At 59.7% G+C, this 16,949-nt stretch carries 16 protein-coding genes; 6 read left to right on the forward strand and 10 right to left on the reverse strand.

Going from position 1 to position 16,949, the window contains the following annotated elements; translation table 11 throughout:
- The first annotated feature begins 169 nt into the window (after nt 1-169).
- The 4 genes from GKQ23_RS19710 to GKQ23_RS19725 all read left to right on the forward strand — a co-directional run bounded on the left by GKQ23_RS19710 (nt 170) and on the right by GKQ23_RS19725 (nt 2,920).
- Complete coding sequence (locus tag GKQ23_RS19710) at nt 170-517, forward strand: YacC family pilotin-like protein (RefSeq protein WP_056236195.1); 348 nt, start codon at nt 170-172, stop codon at nt 515-517.
- Between the two features lie 101 nt (nt 518-618).
- Nucleotides 619-1,488: a polyamine aminopropyltransferase gene (speE, locus tag GKQ23_RS19715; RefSeq protein WP_056236193.1), complete on the forward strand. Its 870-nt coding sequence runs from the start codon at nt 619-621 to the stop codon at nt 1,486-1,488.
- Nucleotides 1,489-2,298: an adenosylmethionine decarboxylase gene (gene speD, locus GKQ23_RS19720; protein ID WP_212409217.1), complete on the forward strand. Its 810-nt coding sequence runs from the start codon at nt 1,489-1,491 to the stop codon at nt 2,296-2,298.
- A 175-nt stretch (nt 2,299-2,473) separates the two neighbouring features.
- Nucleotides 2,474-2,920, forward strand: a complete 447-nt coding sequence (locus GKQ23_RS19725) for a hypothetical protein (RefSeq protein ID WP_212409218.1) — start codon at nt 2,474-2,476, stop codon at nt 2,918-2,920.
- Nucleotides 2,921-3,199: 279 nt separating this feature from the next.
- Here GKQ23_RS19725 and yacL read toward each other — a convergent pair whose 3' ends face one another.
- The 4 genes from yacL to GKQ23_RS19745 all read right to left on the reverse strand — a co-directional run bounded on the left by yacL (nt 3,200) and on the right by GKQ23_RS19745 (nt 9,563).
- Nucleotides 3,200-3,562, reverse strand: a complete 363-nt coding sequence (gene yacL, locus GKQ23_RS19730; RefSeq protein ID WP_212409219.1) for a protein YacL — start codon at nt 3,560-3,562, stop codon at nt 3,200-3,202.
- A 181-nt stretch (nt 3,563-3,743) separates the two neighbouring features.
- Nucleotides 3,744-5,687: a serine protease gene (locus GKQ23_RS19735; RefSeq protein ID WP_212409220.1), complete on the reverse strand. Its 1,944-nt coding sequence runs from the start codon at nt 5,685-5,687 to the stop codon at nt 3,744-3,746.
- A 612-nt stretch (nt 5,688-6,299) separates the two neighbouring features.
- Nucleotides 6,300-8,897 (reverse strand): bifunctional aconitate hydratase 2/2-methylisocitrate dehydratase, encoded by a 2,598-nt coding sequence (acnB, locus tag GKQ23_RS19740; protein ID WP_072166361.1) that lies wholly within the window; start codon nt 8,895-8,897, stop codon nt 6,300-6,302.
- A 303-nt stretch (nt 8,898-9,200) separates the two neighbouring features.
- Nucleotides 9,201-9,563 carry a YbaN family protein gene (locus GKQ23_RS19745; protein WP_056236176.1) on the reverse strand — a complete coding sequence of 121 codons (363 nt, stop codon included), beginning with the start codon at nt 9,561-9,563 and terminating at the stop codon, nt 9,201-9,203.
- Nucleotides 9,564-9,819: 256 nt separating this feature from the next.
- On the opposite strand from GKQ23_RS19745, the gene GKQ23_RS19750 reads away from it, so the two are divergent.
- The gene (locus GKQ23_RS19750; RefSeq protein ID WP_212409221.1) at nt 9,820-10,599 is read left to right on the forward strand and encodes an enoyl-CoA hydratase/isomerase family protein; all 780 of its coding nucleotides are present in this window, start codon (nt 9,820-9,822) and stop codon (nt 10,597-10,599) included.
- Here GKQ23_RS19750 and GKQ23_RS19755 read toward each other — a convergent pair.
- Genes GKQ23_RS19755 through GKQ23_RS19765 form a run of 3 tightly spaced genes read right to left on the reverse strand, consistent with a single transcriptional unit; the run spans nt 10,596 to nt 13,721 of the window.
- Nucleotides 10,596-11,810, reverse strand: a complete 1,215-nt coding sequence (locus GKQ23_RS19755) for a thiolase family protein (protein ID WP_212409222.1) — start codon at nt 11,808-11,810, stop codon at nt 10,596-10,598. The genes GKQ23_RS19750 and GKQ23_RS19755 overlap by 4 nt on opposite strands.
- Nucleotides 11,767-13,323 (reverse strand): class I adenylate-forming enzyme family protein, encoded by a 1,557-nt coding sequence (locus GKQ23_RS19760; protein ID WP_212409223.1) that lies wholly within the window; start codon nt 13,321-13,323, stop codon nt 11,767-11,769. The genes GKQ23_RS19755 and GKQ23_RS19760 overlap by 44 nt, the downstream gene beginning before the upstream one ends.
- Nucleotides 13,323-13,721, reverse strand: coding sequence for a thioesterase family protein (locus GKQ23_RS19765; protein WP_249168435.1), 399 nt, complete (start codon nt 13,719-13,721; stop codon nt 13,323-13,325). Before GKQ23_RS19765 ends, GKQ23_RS19760 begins: the two co-directional genes overlap by 1 nt.
- 141 nt (nt 13,722-13,862) lie before the next feature.
- Between GKQ23_RS19765 and GKQ23_RS19770 the strand changes: the two genes are divergently transcribed.
- Complete coding sequence (locus GKQ23_RS19770) at nt 13,863-14,849, forward strand: zinc-dependent alcohol dehydrogenase family protein (protein ID WP_212409225.1); 987 nt, start codon at nt 13,863-13,865, stop codon at nt 14,847-14,849.
- 244 nt (nt 14,850-15,093) lie between these two features.
- On the opposite strand, the gene GKQ23_RS19775 is transcribed toward GKQ23_RS19770, so the two are convergent.
- From GKQ23_RS19775 to GKQ23_RS19785, 3 genes are read right to left on the reverse strand one after another with little or no spacing between them, the layout of a single operon-like run.
- Nucleotides 15,094-15,633 (reverse strand): biotin transporter BioY, encoded by a 540-nt coding sequence (locus GKQ23_RS19775; protein ID WP_212409226.1) that lies wholly within the window; start codon nt 15,631-15,633, stop codon nt 15,094-15,096.
- Complete coding sequence (locus GKQ23_RS19780) at nt 15,630-16,277, reverse strand: energy-coupling factor transporter transmembrane protein EcfT (protein WP_056236156.1); 648 nt, start codon at nt 16,275-16,277, stop codon at nt 15,630-15,632. The genes GKQ23_RS19775 and GKQ23_RS19780 overlap by 4 nt, the downstream gene beginning before the upstream one ends.
- On the reverse strand, nt 16,274-16,948 hold the full coding sequence (locus GKQ23_RS19785; protein ID WP_056236153.1) for an energy-coupling factor ABC transporter ATP-binding protein: 675 nt from the start codon (nt 16,946-16,948) through the stop codon (nt 16,274-16,276). Before GKQ23_RS19785 ends, GKQ23_RS19780 begins: the two co-directional genes overlap by 4 nt.
- Nucleotide 16,949: the final 1 nt, after the last annotated feature.

Genomic DNA, 16,949 nt, shown 5'->3' on the forward strand with positions numbered 1-16,949 from the left:
GTACCGGATGTTCATAGCTGAAATCAGCATAAACCCTGCCCCAGCGGTAAGGTCAAGCGCAGAAAGCCGGGATGGCAGCGCGTCTCCAGGATATTTCTACCGCAAAAGGGGCTGGCACCCGGCCAGAACTGTGCTAACGTCTGGTTATTGCACACGTTAGAGACTAACCATGAAGAAAAGCATCAAGGCTCTGTTGTTGCTGGGGCTGTTTGGCTTCTCCTCTACCAGCTTCGCCCTGAGCGAATCGGAAGCAGAAGATTTGGCCGATTTAACCGCCGTGTTTGTTTACCTGAAAAATGACTGTGGCTACCAGGATTTACCCGACGGGCAGATCCGCCGTGCGCTGGTGTTCTTTGCACAGCAAAATCGTTGGGATTTAACCAATTACGACAGCTTCAATATGAAAGCACTGGGTGAAGAGAGCTACCGCGACCTCAGCGGCATTGCGGTCGCCAACGACAAAAAATGCAAATCGCTGGCGCGCGACTCCCTGAGCCTGCTGGCCTACGTCAAGTAACTCCCTCTCCTGCCTGCCGAATCCTGACCGTGCAACCACGGTCATAAATCGCTATGCTGTTTCGCCTGATTTCCACGCTGCGATGAGGAGCAACCCCCACCATGGCCGATCAAGAGAGATGGCATGAAACTCTGCACGCCGGTTTTGGGCAGTATTTCACCGTTGATCAGGTGTTGTACCGCGAAAAAACCGAACATCAGGATCTGGTGATCTTCGAGAACGCCGAACTGGGCCGCGTGATGGCGCTGGACGGCGTGGTGCAAACCACCGAGCGCGACGAATTTATTTACCACGAAATGATGACCCACGTGCCGCTGCTGGCGCACGGCGCGGCGAAGCGCGTGCTGATTATCGGTGGCGGCGACGGCGCGATGCTGCGCGAAGTCAGCCGCCACCGCAACGTTGAGCAGATAACCATGGTCGAGATCGACGCCGGCGTGGTCAGTTTCTGCCGCCAGTATCTGCCCAACCACAGCGCCGGTGCCTATGACGATCCGCGCTTTACGCTGGTGATTGACGATGGCGTGAATTTTGTCCGCCAGAGCGCGGAAAAATTCGACGTGATCATCTCCGACTGCACCGATCCGATCGGGCCCGGCGAGAGCCTGTTTACCTCCGACTTTTACGCCGGCTGCCACCGCTGTCTCAATGAAAACGGCATCTTCGTGGCACAGAACGGCGTCTGCTTCCTGCAGCAGGATGAAGCGGTCGGCAGCCACCGCAAGCTGAGCCACTATTTCAAAGACGTCAGCTTCTATCAGGCCGCGGTGCCAACCTACTACGGCGGCATCATGACCTTTGCCTGGGCCAGCGACAATCCGGCGCTACGCCAGTTGGATCCCGCCACCCTGGCCGCCCGCTATGCAGCCTCAGGGCTGGGCTGCCGCTACTACAACCCGGCGATCCACAGTGGCAGCTTTGCCCTGCCCCAGTATCTGCTGGACGCACTCACCGACCGGGAGGGGGAATAATTGCAAAAGCTGAAACTGCACGGCTTTAATAACCTGACCAAGAGCCTGAGCTTTTGTATCTACGACATTTGCTACGCCAGCAGCGACGCAGAGCGCGATGGCTATATCGCCTATATCGACGAACAGTACAACGCCAACCGCCTGACGGAGATCCTCACCGAGACCTGCTCAATTATCGGTGCTAACGTGCTGAATATCGCCCGCCAGGACTATGAACCACAGGGGGCCAGCGTCACCATTCTGGTCAGCGAAGAGCCTGTCGATCCTAAGAGCATCGATAACTCTGAACACCCCGGCCCGCTGCCCGGTTCGGTGGTGGCGCACCTGGATAAGAGCCATATCTGCGTGCACACCTACCCGGAGAGCCACCCGGAGGGCGGGCTTTGTACCTTCCGCGCCGATATTGAAGTGTCCACCTGCGGAGTGATCTCGCCGCTCAAGGCGCTGAACTACCTGATCCACCAGCTGGAGTCAGATATCGTCACCATCGACTATCGCGTGCGCGGCTTCACCCGCGATGTGAACGGCCTGAAGCACTTTATCGATCACGAAATTAATTCGATTCAGAATTTTATGTCAGACGATATGCTGTCGATGTATGACATGGTGGATGTTAATGTTTATCAGGAAAATATTTTCCACACCAAGATGCTGCTGAAGGAGTTTGACCTGAAGCACTATCTGTTTAACACCCGGCCGGAAGATCTCAGCCCGCAGGAACATAAACGCATTACCGATCTGCTGTGGAAAGAGATGCGTGAAATCCATTACGGCCGCAATATCCCGGCGGTGGGATTAAAAATAACGTAACGGCAACAGTTTATTTACCTTCAGGCGATCTTCGGGTCGCCTTATTATTCCCCTCAGATAAAAAGCCACTCTCTTTTCAGTTTTGCGTAGCGTTACGCAATTAATCGTTCGCGCAGAGATTGCCTAGCCGTCAGCCCCGGCGCATGCTTATCGGACCAGCATAAGGATGCGTGCAATGAATACGTTTAAAACACTGAATTACGAGAGTGCGTTACATATAGGTGAGTTTATCGTGGAGGGAAAGAAGTATGAAATCTATTTTTTGCAGATTAATGACATCCGTACAACTAACATTTTATTACCTGAAGACGTTACACCAATGAACAGCAGCATCTATGAAGTGGCCTTTGACAGCTATGAAAATCAACGCAACCATACTCACTATGCGAGAGAAAATATCGGTTATTCTGCAATAAAAGTTTTCCGCCGGGTTATCGATTTAATTTTTGAGCATTACGAAGAGCATCAACCTGGATTTTATTGCTTCCGTGCTGAAGATGAAAAACTGGAGGTTTTTTATCAGTCTATTTTAAGTATACTGATAAGGAAACATCCCGGATTTATCGTACAACGTGCAGCAGGAGATAAAGACTATGTTATCAGAACACCGTTCAGCCTCTGAACCCCTGTTAGCCTCAGAGGAGCACTATGCCCGCGTCCGTGCCCACAAGACAGAATGGGTCACGCGTGCCAGGGAAGCCGTGGAACAGGCGAGAAAAGACGGCACGCTGAAAGAGACCGTGACGGCGGACGGCACGCGTTTCCTGTCGCTAACGATGCCGTCTGAGCGGCGCTAACCGCAGCAAGCAGGCTGAGCAGAGTGGTGCAGCCTGACAGGTCTTATGCGGCTCACTTGCCGCCCGCGACTCCGCTGCTGCCTGGGTCCTGCTGGCGACCAGCCTCAGCGCCCCTGCAAAAACCGGCGGTAAGCCGCGATCACAGCGAGAAAATCCTCCACGCCGCAGAACGACAGGCTCTCTTCATCATAGTAGCTCATGCCCTCTTCCATCTCATCGCCTTCAATGCTCAGCTGATTGGCGCGGATCATCACCTCTTCTTCATCGAGCAGCAGCGTATATTCGCGGCCGACGTTCTGCCACTGGCGAATGCTGCCTTTCACCTCCGCCACGGCGGCTTCCACCTCGTCAAGCAGCGTCAGGTTTTCATTCGCCTCATCGTTGAACCAGTGGCCGATGGCTTCATGGCCCATCGACATGCGCACCTTCACCCCCCCGGTGATATCGCGTAAAAATTCATATTCCATCGTATGTTCCTCGGGATTGTTGCTGCATTCTGGCACTTCAGCAAAAGATTAATGCGCTATGGCGCGCAATATTACCGTAATGGACAGGAAAAACAGCTTAAAACCACGCGAGGGGAGCGGATTGCAGAAAATACGGGGGAGATGACCACGCCGCCCGACGGGCGGCGTGGTCATGCAGAGGTTAGTGGATCAGAGTCCAGGCCTGCTGCCAGGCGCTACCGATACCCGGCTCAAAATGATTGCTGGCGGAGGTCCACTGCGAGCAGTAGCCGCTGTAAGGCCAGGGCTTGCACTGATAGACTTTGCCCGTGGCAGGCTGCAACACCGTGGTGCCGGCCTGATACCCCTTTAATCCGGCAGGGAAGATGTGATCGTAATCCTCCGGCTGAGGTTCTGGTTCTGGCTCCGGTTCTGGCTCCGGCTCTGGTTCCGGCTCTGGTTTTTCCCACTCTTTTGGCGGCACAGTGAGATCAACCTCAACCAGCAGCGGCTGGGTAAACGCATCACGGCTGGCGATGACCGGAACCATCCCCTGGTAGTGGCCCCCTGGTAAATCTGCATTATCCTCCGCGACATAGGAAAGCTGCAGGCTGGCAGGCGGAGCGCCCACACCGCAGCCGGTCATGCTGTTCATCGGGCGCAGGGCCGGGCTGCAGCGGGTTTTGCGCTGACCGCGCAGCTTCACCACCTGCAACTGGCCTGCTTCATTTTTTACCTGCACAGTCAGCGGTGAATAGCCGGTGCCACCACTCAGCAGGGTCATCGGTCCCTGTCCGGACCTGACCGCCAGGAATCCAATGTTGGTGGTGTGCTTCACCGGTTCACTCAGCGCAGGCTGGCTTTCGGTCAGACGCATTTTCATCACCTGCGCATCCGGCGAGAACGGTGAGCTGAACGGGTCGTAATACTCCGAGCTGAACGGCAGGATCAGGTTTTTAACGTTCCTGCCGTCAGCCTGGCGATTCAGTGAAAAGGCCATCCAGCCGGTCAGGAGTCCGTCATCCATTCCCGGATTGTCCCGTGAGCTGGCCGACAGGTTCAGCTTTCCGGACAGCGTGCCGTCAGGTCCCGCCAGTGGATGCAGACGCACCGTGATATCGCTCACCTTACCTGCAGCCGATCGCCCTTTGGCAGTAAACAGATAGTCGTTACCGTCGCGCTTCATCCGGCTGGCATCCAGCGCCGCAATATCAACCGCATCAGTAACGCCGCTGTCCACCGTCGCCGGCAGGCCGGGAGCAAAGCTGACCGGGACCACCTTAACCTTACCTTTACCCTGGCTGGCCGAAACCGGGAGATTAGCGGCGGGCAGAAGATGCTTAATACCGTTATACACGACGCGGCTGTTAACCCCGGTATTGTGATTGCTGCTGCCACCATAATGCAGGGCCAGCACACCGTTGCTGCGCTGTGAGAGAACCGGGGAACCGGATGAACCACCGTAGGTATCGCAGTTGTACTTCACTTTGTCAGCGCTGGCGCTAATGACGCCACACGCCTGACCATTATCTGCTAATGAGCTGATCTGGCGTGGCCTGCCGCCAGGATGCTGCGGAACGTAGAGCGGATGCCCGCTCAGCTGTCCTGGCTCGCTTTCCGTATCCAGCCACAGCGCACCAAAGAACGGTACGATGCCGGCTTCCTGCCAGGCCAGTTCATCCGCCTGGTACAGCGACCAGTCATGATTACCCGGTGCCGGTGCGCCGGGGCCCTGGCCTGATGCCACCACACGCTGGCTTTTAATGGTCAGGAAATTGTCCACGTCGGCATTCTCACTGTCACAGTCGGACGAACGATAGTGATAAATCAGCGAGTGTTTCTTTTCGCCAATATCGCCGGCTACGTGATGGTTGGTCATTACCCAGGGCCCGCCCGCAATGTTCCAGCCGGAGGCACCATTGGCCTTAACCACCGCCCGGCTGTGACCATAGATCTCCTCATTCAGTTTATAACAGGCCGCCTGCTTTATCTGGCTGCTGCCAATGATGACGCGCGCTTTTGCCATACCCTGAGCGCGGTAGCCAAGGATCTGCACACCATCCTCTGCTGCCGGTTTACCGTCGGGGTAAACCACCCGCACAGTGACCTTACCGCCGAGAAGCGTGTCGCTTTCGAAACCCGTCACGCCCTGCTCAGAATAAAAATCCGCATCGTTATAAATATAACTCTGGCGATTATCTTCTGAAAAGACCTGAAGCCAGGATCCGGGTGATAATTTAATTTTCCCAAATACTACCGTCAGCGACCGGGTATTTTTTTCTGCCGTAATATCTGCCAGTGCAGAATGATTTTCCGCCATGCGTTCAAGCAGACTGATCGGTGCCGGCAGCGGCGTCAGGGGCACTTCACTGCGGGTGTCATACTGCAACTGTGGCGCAGTCGGCGCACCGGCCAGCGTAGACAGGGGCACTGAGCCCATCAGACAGGGTATCAGTACTGACAATATCTGGCGGCGGAATGTTCTTTTTCCATTTTGTTGAGGCGTAAACATGACATCATTTCCTGTGGCATTAACAGCGACCTTTTCAGCCCGGAATTCTGCAACGGTGGCCTCAGCCAGGCAATTCAATAACGGCTTAACAGGCAGTATTAATGAATAATTAAGGAGATAAATGACAGGAAATGAGAAAAAACAAGACGGAAATTAAACAAGATGCGAGTTTAATTAAAAATAAGACATTAACTTGCACCAAAAAAAAAGAGCCGATAGTCGGCTCTTTTTTATTACGCTGATTAATCAGACCGCGGTCTGGAAAATCACGCCGTCAGCTTTGTCGGTGTACTGGCTCAGCCGATCAAAGTTCAGATAACGGTAGGTATCCGCCGCGGTTTTATCCACCTGAACCATAAACTGCTGATACTCATCCGGCGTTGGCAGTTTGCCCAGCAGGGACGCCACCGCCGCCAGCTCTGCCGAGGCGAGGAACACGTTCGCGCCGGTACCCAGACGGTTCGGGAAGTTACGCGTGGAGGTGGAGACCACCGTCGCGCCATCCTTAACACGTGCCTGGTTACCCATACACAGTGAACAGCCCGGGATCTCAATGCGCGCGCCGCTCTTACCGAACACGCTGTAGTAGCCCTCTTCGGTCAGCTGCGCCGCATCCATCTTGGTTGGCGGAGCCACCCACAGGCGGGTTGGCAGCTGGCCTTTGTGCGCATCCAGCAGTTTACCGGCGGCACGGAAGTGGCCGATGTTGGTCATGCACGAACCAATAAACACTTCGTCGATCTTCTCACCCTGCACGTCAGACAGCAGACGGGCGTCGTCCGGGTCGTTTGGTGCGCAGAGGATCGGCTCTTTGATCTCTGCCAGGTCGATTTCGATCACCGCGGCGTACTCGGCATCGGCGTCGCCTTCCAGCAGTTCAGGATTGGCCAGCCACTTCTCCATACCCTGAATACGGCGCTCCAGCGTACGGCGATCGCCGTAGCCTTCGGAGATCATCCACTTCAGCAGCACGATATTGGAGCTGAGATACTCGATAATCGGCTCTTTATCCAGCTTGATGGTACAACCGGCGGCAGAACGTTCGGCGGAGGCGTCGGTCAGTTCAAACGCCTGCTCCACTTTCAGCTGCGGCAGACCTTCAATTTCCAGCACGCGGCCGGAGAAGATGTTTTTCTTACCTTTCTTCTCCACGGTCAGCAGGCCGGCTTTGATTGCGTACAGCGGAATGGCGTGCACCAGGTCACGCAGGGTGATACCCGGCTGCATTTCGCCTTTAAAGCGCACCAGCACCGACTCCGGCATATCCAGCGGCATCACGCCGGTAGCGGCGGCAAAGGCCACCAGGCCGGAGCCTGCCGGGAAGGAGATTCCGATCGGGAAGCGGGTGTGCGAGTCACCGCCGGTACCGACGGTATCCGGCAGCAGCATACGGTTCAGCCAGCTGTGGATCACCCCGTCACCCGGACGCAGCGACACGCCACCGCGGTTCATAATGAAGTCCGGCAGCGTATGGTGAGTGGTCACGTCCACCGGTTTCGGATAGGCCGCAGTGTGGCAGAAGGACTGCATCACCAGGTCAGCCGAGAAGCCGAGGCAGGCGAGGTCTTTCAGCTCATCACGGGTCATCGGGCCGGTGGTGTCCTGCGAGCCTACCGAGGTCATTTTCGGTTCGCAGTAGGCGCCAGGACGGATGCCTTCCACGCCACAGGCGCGGCCCACCATCTTCTGCGCCAGCGAGTAGCCGCGGCTGCTTTCCGCCACGTCTTTCGCCTGTTCGAACACGTCGCTGTGCGGCAGGCCCAGCGCTTCACGCGCCTTGGTGGTCAGACCACGGCCGATAATCAGCGGGATACGGCCACCGGCGCGCACTTCATCCAGCAGCACGTTGGTTTTCAGTTCGAAGGTTGCCAGCACTTCATCGGTGTCGTGGTTACGCACTTCGCCTTTATACGGGTAGATGTCGATCACATCGCCCATATTCAGCCTGTCGACGTCGACTTCGATCGGCAGCGCACCGGCATCTTCCATGGTGTTAAAGAAGATTGGCGCGATTTTACCGCCGAGGCAGACGCCGCCGCCTTTCTTGTTCGGCACGTAAGGGATGTCATCGCCCATAAACCACAGCACCGAGTTGGTGGCGGATTTACGTGATGAACCGGTACCGACCACGTCACCGACGTAGGTCAGCGGGAAACCTTTCTGCTGCAGCGCTTCGATCTGTTTGATCGGGCCAACGTTGCCGGCATCGTCGGGTTCGATGCCGTCACGGGCGTTTTTCAGCATTGCCAGCGCGTGCAGTGGAATATCCGGGCGTGACCAGGCATCCGGCGCCGGAGAGAGGTCGTCGGTATTGGTTTCGCCGGTCACTTTAAACACGGTGACGGTGATTTTTTCAGCCAGTTTAGGGCGTTTCAGGAACCACTCGGCGTCTGCCCACGACTGGATAATTTTTTTCGCGTGTGGGTTACCGGCTTTGGCTTTCTCTTCCACATCGTAGAAGTTGTCGAACATCAGCAGGGTGTGGGACAGCGCTTCGGCGGCAATCGCGGCCAGCTTGTCATCATCCAGCGCGTCAATCAGCGCATGAATGTTGTATCCGCCCTGCATGGTGCCCAGCAGCTCAACGGCTTTTTCAGGAGTAACCAGAGGAGAAGTCGCTTCGCCTTTTGCGACGGCGGCCAGGAAACCGGCTTTGACGTACGCCGCTTCATCTACGCCCGGCGGCACTCGATTGATTAACAGATCGGACAGGAATTCTTCTTCACCCGCTGGAGGGGCTTTTAGCAGTTCAACCAGCGCGGCCATTTGGGAAGCATCTAACGGTTTAGGAACGATCCCCTGGGCAGCACGCTCGGCAACGTGCTTACGGTATTCTTCTAGCACGACGTTCTCCTCGCTCTCATTGTATTTAGCATCCCGGGCCACCTGCATCACCGCAGTGTGAGACGTTCCATGTGTAGGGTAAGGTGCCCGGTTGTGCGTGGGGCAGCATAGCAGGATTCCGCTCGCTTGTTAATCTGTTTACAAAAAAGCAACATTACCGCAGAATCCCTTATATCTAAAGGGTTATGGGCGGTTACAACCCTACATTACGCTATTTTATGCGTATTACTGGTTAAAAATAGTTATCTGCCGCCGCCTTCTATCAGAAAACGTTATAAAAACAGGTTACAAAATAGCGGCTGCTCAGGCTTCCGGCCGTCGCCACAGCCACAGCAGCACCAGGCACATACAGCCCACCGAGATCGCCACGCTGGGCAGATGCGGCACGGTCAGCGCCATAATCACGGCGGTTACCGTCATTGAGGCGGTGGCCAGCCACTTGGCTTTTCGCGGCAGAATACCGCGCTGCCAGTGGGTCAGCAGCGGGCCAAACCAGCGGTGGCGTAAGATCCACGCATGCAGGCGCGGCGAGCTGCGCGCCGCCGCCCAGGTGGCCAGCAGGACGAATTCGGTGCAGGGCAGGCCGGGCAGGATAAACCCGGCAACCGCTAGCGCCAGGCTGACCACCGCCAGCAGCTGATACATAATGCGCTTCAGTCCCTTCATCCGTGACTCTTCCTGCCCGCTAAGAAATACGACTTATTCTCATTTCATTAACATCAAAGTGCAACTGAATCCGCCTAACAGAATGCGCACGCTGAACCGAGCAGGAAGCCCGGCGTGCCGACGGTTCTCTGTTTCATCATTCTCTTCCCGCCGGTTGTCGATGAAACCGTTATACTCACCCCGGATTAAATCAACAATTGATGCATTTAATGCAGGGGCGAGCCAGCGACCGTGTCCCCTACCCACAGGAGCCGCGATGCCTTTACCTTCCCCCGCCAGCCGGATGCTGCTGGCCGACTTCCCGCAACAGCATGTTCTGCGCCTGACCCTGCACCGCCCCGACGCGCGCAACGCTTATAACGCGCAGATGGTCAATGAGCTGGCGCAGTGGCTGGCGTGGTCAGAGCAGGAGATCGCGATCCGCACGGTGATCCTCACCGGCAGCGGCACGGTATTCTGCAGCGGCGCCGACCTGCAGGAGGCGTTTACCGGGGGCGGTAAAGGGCTGCGCAATAGCGCGGGCGGCTGGAGTCCGCTGCAGCACCTGCCGCGGCGTAAGATCTGGATTGCGGCGCTGAACGGCCACGCTTACGGCGGCGGGCTGGAGCTGGCGCTGAGCTGTGACTTTATTCTCGCCGCGGAGCAGGCAAAGATTGCGCTGCCGGAGGTGCAGCACGGGCTGCTGCCGCTGGGTGGGGCAATAGAGCAGCTGGCAAAGCGGCTGCCCGTCGCGCTGGCCCGCCAGCTGCTGCTGGCCGCTGAGCCGCTGAGCGCCGCACGGGCGCTGGCCGCCGGGCTGTTTAGCCAGGTGGTGCCGCAGGAACAGCTGCCAGAGGCGGCGCTGGCGCTGGCCGCGCGCCTGAACCGCAACGCGCCGCTGGCGGTACAGGCCTGCAATGCGCTGCTGCAGGCGGCGATTGACGGACTGCCGGATCGCAGCGATGCCGAGCTGCGGCAGCTGCAGGCCAGCGACGATTATCAGGAGAGTTTGCTGGCGCGGTCGGAGCGCCGTCAGCCGAACTGGCAGGGGCGCTAACTGCCCTGAAGCCGGATCGCCTGAAACAGCGCACTCAGCCCCAGCCCGCCGGCAATGCCGAGCATCGCCAGCCCCTGCTCATCGTAACGCTGTGTGCTGACCAGCTGGCTGAACAGCCGGGTGACCATCATCGCGCCGGAGGCGCCGTAAGGGTGGCCGAGCGCGATCGCCCCACCCTGCAGGTTAACCCGCTGCTCGTCGATGCCCAGCGCATCCAGCGAGCCGAGCACCTGAGCGGCAAAGGCTTCGTTAAACTCAATCGCCGCCACGTCATCGAGACGTAACGCGGGCTGGCGTGCCAGCAGCTTCTGGGTGGCGGGCACCGGGCCAAGGCCCAGCAGGTTCGGGTCGACGCCCGCGCTGCAGGCATCGGCAAACAGCAGCCCGTCGCTGAACCCGCACTCCCGTGCCCGGCGGCGGCTCATCACCAGCAGCAGAGCCGCGCCGTCGTTCAGCGGGCAGCAGTTACCGGCGGTCACCGTGCCGTTTTCCGTAAACACCGGCGGCAGGGCGGCCAGCCGCTCCAGCGAAGTGGCCGGACGCGGGCACTCATCCACCGCGACCGGCTTACCGTTAACCGCCAGCGGCACGATCTCGCCTGCAAAAGCCCCCTGCTGCTGCGCCGCCACGGCCCGCTGATGGCTGCGCAGCGCAAAGGCATCCTGACGCTCGCGGCTGATGCCGCACTGGCGGGCGACGTTTTCGGCGGCGATGCCCATCTCCGGGTCGCCGACCTCATCCGGCGAGAAGCGGGCGCGGGCGTAAAAGCGCGGCAGCTGCTTCAGGCTGGCCGGTTTCTCCACCCGCCACGGCGCGGTGCTGACGCTTTCAACGCCGCCCGCCAGGTAGCACTCGCCGGCACCAGCCTGCACCAGACGGCAGGCGTTAATTACCGCCTCCAGCCCGGAGCCGCACTGGCGGTCGACCGTGACCGCCGGCATCGCCAGCGGCAGCCCGGCGGCCAGCGCCGCCAGCCGGGCGATATTGCCGCCCCCGCCGGTGGCGTTACCGATAATCACCTCATCAATGGCGCTATAGCCGTCAGGCAGCGCCGCCCGTAACCGGGTAAACAGCGGAGCCAGCAGCGCCTCCATCGGCAGCCCGGCCAGCGCGCCGTATGCCCGCCCCACCGGGGTGCGGCAGGCGGCAACGATCACCGGCTGCTGGTCATCCGCGGGCTGGAATTTCAGTGAGTTCAGGGTGGCGGTCACGGTGTGCGATCCTCTCAGCCAGGTCGGCGCGTTTAATTTTGCCGCTGGCGGTCAGTGGCCAGCTTTCCGTACGGAAATAGTGGCGGGGAAGTTTATATTTTGCCAGCCGCTGGCGGCACTGCTGCGGCAGCGTTTGCAGGCAGGTCTCTGATCCTTCAATGATCGCCACCGCCTTCTGCCCGGCATCGCCGTCGGCAACCGCGATCACCACCGCCTCGATCACGCCGGGCAATGATTTGATCAGCGATTCGATTTCAGCCAGGTAGATATTATTGCCGCCGCTGAGGATCATATTGCCCCGCCGGCCGATCACGTGCAGCCGCTGCTGCGCGTCCAGCCAGCCGATATCGGCCACCGTCGCGCCCCAGGCCCGCCGCACAAACGCCTGGCCGTCGTCGCCCCACAGATAGCCATTGATGATCTGCTCACTCTGCAGCCAGATGGTGCCCGGCTGGCCCGGCGGCAGCAACCCGCCGTTATCGTCACGGATGGAGAGCGTGGTGCCGGGGAAGGCCAGACCGACGGTGGCCAGCGAGGCGCTGATGTTGTCGTCATCCAGCGTATTGACGGCGATAAACCCCAGCTCGGACGCGCCGTAATACTCCTGCATCGTCGCCAGCGGGAACAGCGCGCGCGCCTGCCGGTAATGGTTCAGCTCCAGCTTGGCCCCGGCGCTGAGCAGCTGTTTCAGCGTGGGCAGGCTGACATTGCTGGCTCCGCTGGCTGCTCGGGCCAGACCGTTAATCATCGTCGGCACCACCACCAGCCGCGCAATGTTCAGCTGCGCCATCAGGTCCAGCGCGGCGGCAGGCTGCCAGCGGCCCATGCTGTAGAAGGTGCCGCCGGCGTAAAGGGTTTCATTCAGGCAGTAGAGGCCGATGCCGTGCGCCAGCGGGCCGGGAAACAGCGTGGAGGGGGCAGCACCCAGGCCGAAAATGGCTTCGCCGTTTTCAAAACTGCTGCGCCACGAGCGACGCGAGCGGCTGAACGCCTTCGGCAGGCTGGTGGTGCCGGAGGTGAAGTTGATCAGGAATGGCGTGGCGTCCTGCATCCCGGCGGTGAAGGCTTCGAAGAGCCGGGGCGTTGCGGCGACCGGGGGGACGTCATCCGATGCAGGCGCTGACGACGGCTGCCAGTCATCGACCGCCAGCCAGCGGATCGCCAGCCGATCGGCCAGTGCGATCAGCGGGCGGTCATGTGATTTCAGCAGCAGCAGATCCGGCGCCAGCCGCGTGAGGATATCCTGCAGCTGCGCCTGCGGCAGCTGCGGATCGAGAATTGCCGCCACGCCCGGCTGCGCGGTGGCCGCCAGCCAGCACACCGGAAAGCCGATATCATTGCCGGTGGCGATCGCCACAATGCCGCTGGCGGCTGGCTGGCTGTGAATATGCTGGTAAAGCGCCAGCGAACGCAGCCACAGCTGCCGCCAGCTAAGCCGCTGGCCGTCGATGTCCACCGCGATGGCATCAGGGCGGGTTTGCGCATGCTGCTGTACCCGGTCATGAACCGGCATCAGCCCTGCGCCTCGCTGAAGGCAAAGTGGCGGGTCAGCGCCTCGCGCGCGGGCGGCGGGATCGGGCAGGGTCTATTATCGCTTAACCCCACGCACACCCACACCAGCTTACCCTGTGCACAGGGCTGCGGGTTGTTTTCGCCGTACAGATCGATAGCGAAAATCAGGCTGCTGTTGCCGAGCTTCTCAATCTTCACCTGCGGCGTTACCACATCATCCACCGACAGCGGCTGCAGAAAGGTCGCCTCGCATTTCTTCACGTGATAGGCCACTCCCGCCGTCGCCGGACGGAACAGCGGCAGTATCGCCGCCCGCCGGAAGGCGTTAACCACCGCATCTTCGAAATAATCCAGATAGACCGAATTATGCACGTGACCGTTCAGGTCGATATCGCGCATTGATACCCGAAATGTTTCGCTATTATACTGCTGCTGCATACTGCTGTTTACCTGTAAAGCCTATCCCATTAGGCACACTGACTCATAAAACAGCCTAATGGGATAGGCTTTTAACCGGGTCGTCACGAAGAAAAAGATATCATGAAAGAGCAATTATTCACCAGGGCGATGGTACGCGAGTTCGGTGATATCCGCGATATTCTGCGGCTTGAATCGTGCCCGTTGCCCGGGTTACCTGCAGGTAAGGTGCGGGTAAAGATGGCCTTCGCTACCATCAATCCCTCCGACATTATTACCCTCTCCGGTGCCTATCGCTCACGCATCGCCCTGCCCTTCGTGCCCGGTTTTGAAGGCGTGGGCAGCGTGAGTGAAAGCCGCGACCCGCAGCTGCCGGTCGGCACCCGCGTGCTGCCGGTGGGCAGTATGGGCGCGTGGCAGAACGTCAAAGAGAGCGAGCCACAGTGGTGCTTTACCGTCCCGGACTTCGTCAGCGATCGCCAGGCGGCCACCAGCTACGTTAACCCGATGACCGCGCTGCTGATGCTGAAGGAAGAGCTCGACTTCGCGCCGGGCATGCGCATTATCATCAACGCCGCCAACTCGGCGATTGGCCGCACGTTAATCCGCATGGCCAGTCAGATGGGGCTGGCACCGATCGCCATCGTGCGCCGGGCGGAAAACACCGGCCTGTTCGCCGCCGACCGCACCGAACGGGTGCTGAACAGCAGCGACGGCGGCTACCCGCAGGCGCTGGCAGAGCTGAAAGCCAGCGGCGGCGTGGCGGCGATCCTCGACTGCATCGGCGGTGAGGAATCGCTGCAGCTGGCGGAGGTGCTGACGCCGGGCGGGCAGTTTATCCACTACGGCCTGCTCTCCGGCCGCCCGATCCCGGCCACCTTCTGGCGCAGCCGCCCGGATATCCGCTTCAGCAACTTTCACCTGCGCATGTGGGTACATTCGCATGAGAAAGCGCGGGTGCAGCAGCGCATTGACGAGGTGATGGCAATGATCCGCGACGGCATTATCGCCACTGAGATCGCCGCCGAATTTCCGCTGGAACAGATCCAGCTGGCGGCAGCGGCGGTGCTCTCCGGTGAGCTGAAAGGGAAAATCCTGCTGAGGCTGTAAGCACCTTACTGCATTTTTGTCCCGGCGCGGCACTCTCGACCTGTCGCGCCGGCCGCCTTGATGCGATAGCGGCCAGTGCACCCACAATCGGCATCAGCGGGTTCGCCAGATGCCAGGCTTAGTCCGGCCTCAGCTCTCCCCGGACGTTTTGATGCGATGGTGGCCAGCGCGCCAGCATCTGCATCTGCATCTGCATCTGTATCTGTATCTGTATCTGTATCTGCAGGTTAACGTGCTGCCCGGCTTAGCCCAGCGTCGGGTAAGCCCGGCGCACCGCGCGGGCAATCACCACCGCCAGCGCCACCTTCACCAGGTCACCGGGGATAAAGCCGAGGCTGCCCAGCGCGGCCTGCTTCAGGCTGACGCCGGCCACCAGCGACACCCAGGGAATGCCACAGCCGTAAATCAGCACAATACCGCCCGCCACCATAAACAGCGCCTCTTTCACCGCATTCAGACGTAACAGGTTACGCTGATACAGCGCACCGATCGCCAGCGCCGCCAGCGGCCATGACAGGATAAAGCCGCCGCTCGGCCCCATAAAGATCCCCAGCCCGCCGCGACCACCGGCCAGCAGCGGCAGCCCGATCGCCACCAGCACCACAAACAGCAGCAGCGCCAGCGCGCCACGCTTTGCCCCGGCAATGGCACCGGCCAGCATGCAGCCCATGGTCTGCGCGGTGATCGGCACGCCAATCACCGGCAGGGTAAAGGCCGGAAACAGGCCGAGCGCGGCGGTCAGCGCGGCAAACAGCGCAATGTACACAATATCGCGGGTGGTCATTCAGATTCTCTCAAAGGTTTATCCGCCGCCTGCGGGCGGGAAGCGTGGGGATCGTATGCGCGGGCGTCCAGCGCGGCGGCGATATCGTCGGCCATTTTCAGCGTGCGCACCAGCACCGGGATCGCTACGGCGATAATGCTGCGCTCCAGCCCGCGCGCGCGCTGCGCCTCGCGGACTTCAGCGGTAATCGCCGCCAGTACCGGGATAAAGCGCAGCGCCAGCGACAGCGCCATGCTGACCTTCGCCGGGTTGATGCGTAGAAAACGCAGCCAGAACAGCCCCTTTTCCAGCGCATCCACCATCTCACTGACCCGGGTGGTCAGCGTGACCAGCGACGCGGCCAGCATCAGCGCCATCAGCCGCAGCGCCACCACGGTGGCGGACTGCCAGCTGACCAGCCACCACTGCACGGCAAACAGCAGCAGCAGGATCCACAGCAGCGGCTTCAGCTGCAACACCATCATCCGCAGCGGGATACCCGCCAGCGGATAGAACAGCCCGACCAGCAGCAGCGCGGCTGCGGCCAGCTCGAGGCGTGGAACGGCAAACAGCAGCGTCCCGGTCAGCGCCAGCGCAAGGATCTTAATGCCCGGCGGCAGGCGGTGAATCAGCGAGTCGCCCGGTACGTAATCACTTAAGGTCATGACATCATCCTGACATACTCCTTCAGCGCCACGGCGGGCACCTCGTCAATCACTACCCGCCCGTGGTCAAAGACCAGCACGCGGTCAAAATCCTGTAAAAATTCCAGATCGTGGGAAACCACAATCGCGGTCTGGTCCAGCGCGGCGATCGCTTCGGCAATGCGGCGCTTGTTACGCAGGTCCAGCAGCGTGGTCGGCTCATCGAAGACGATATAGTCCGGCTCCATCACCAGCACGCCGGAGATCGCCAGCAGCTGCTTCTGGCCGCCGCTCAGCAGGTGCGCCGGGTGCTGGCGCAGATCCTGCAGATCATAGCGCGCCAGCGCGGCATCGGTTCGTTCACGGATAACGGCTTTCGGTAATCCCAGGTTCTTCATGCCGAAGGCCAGATCTTCCTCCACCACCGGGAAGACGATCTGGTTATCCGGATTCTGAAACACAAAGCCAACCTTGCGCCGCACCGCCTTGCCCTCTTTGCGGGTGTTCAGTCCGTCGACCACCACCTCGCCTTGCTGCGGCAGCAGCAGGCCGTTCAGCAGGCGCGCGAAGGTGCTTTTGCCGCAGCCGTTGCTGCCAACAATGCCGATGCGTTTTTCGGTGAGCCGCAGGGTGATCTCTTTCAGCACTTCGCGGGCACCGAAGGCGTGAGAAACTCCGTTCAGTTCAATCATC

This window comes from Erwinia sp. E602 (assembly GCF_018141005.1).
Taxonomy (GTDB): Bacteria; Pseudomonadota; Gammaproteobacteria; order Enterobacterales; family Enterobacteriaceae; genus Erwinia.